The following is a 703-nucleotide window of genomic DNA, read 5'->3' on the forward strand; positions in this document are numbered from 1 at the left end:
AATGGTGATTTTTAGGTTTCTGCTAATTTTGAGACAATAAAAATATTACAGCCACTGTTTACAAGTTGTATAATAGCTAGTAATGACTTAGAAACAAAGAATTTAGTTGACTGCAACAGCGAGGATTTTAGTCAAATAATCATCATCCCACCCAGCTCGAAGTCGCTTGTTTTTTGCTCCGGTTTTTGAGGTTTTTTCTTGACTTAAAAGATTGAGAGAAATATGTCTAAGGATAGCAAAGTTTTGCGGAGCATTATCTTTTCTAATCCGACAATCATCTTCACGAAAAGCCACATCTAACACCCAATGTAAACGATTTTCAACTCCCCAATGGCTGCGAACTGATTCACCAAATTTTTGAGCGTTATTTGGTGAACTACTAATGTAATAACGAGTTTCAATACTTGTTTTTCCCTTCACTATTCTCACGGATTCTATCATGCCTATACTATGAAGTTTCTCCCATTGATTGTCCGGATCTATCAGCTCTTTGATGTCACTTAACATTAAATGATGTCGGATTTCTGAGCGACCATGATTACTTTCTGTCTTGGTCGAATAAGCTGTATGTGTAAATCCCGAAAATCCTTGTGCAAGTGCTTGTTTAAATAACTCTTCTACTCTGGCATACAGAGATGGCTGGTTCTTTTTTAAGGTGATTACGTAATCTCCTCCTTGTTCGATAATTGACTTCACAATTGAC

The 703-nt window shown here is 36.4% G+C and carries 1 protein-coding gene; it reads right to left on the minus strand.

What is annotated here, in order from left to right:
- Positions 1 to 102: 102 nt before the first annotated feature.
- Positions 103 to 703 (minus strand): ISAs1 family transposase (locus JGK22_RS10000; RefSeq protein ID WP_293312786.1); only part of this gene is annotated, 601 nt, incomplete at its 5' end.

This window comes from Microcoleus sp. PH2017_08_TRC_O_A (assembly GCF_020738665.1).
Classification (GTDB): Bacteria; Cyanobacteriota; Cyanobacteriia; order Cyanobacteriales; family Microcoleaceae; genus Microcoleus.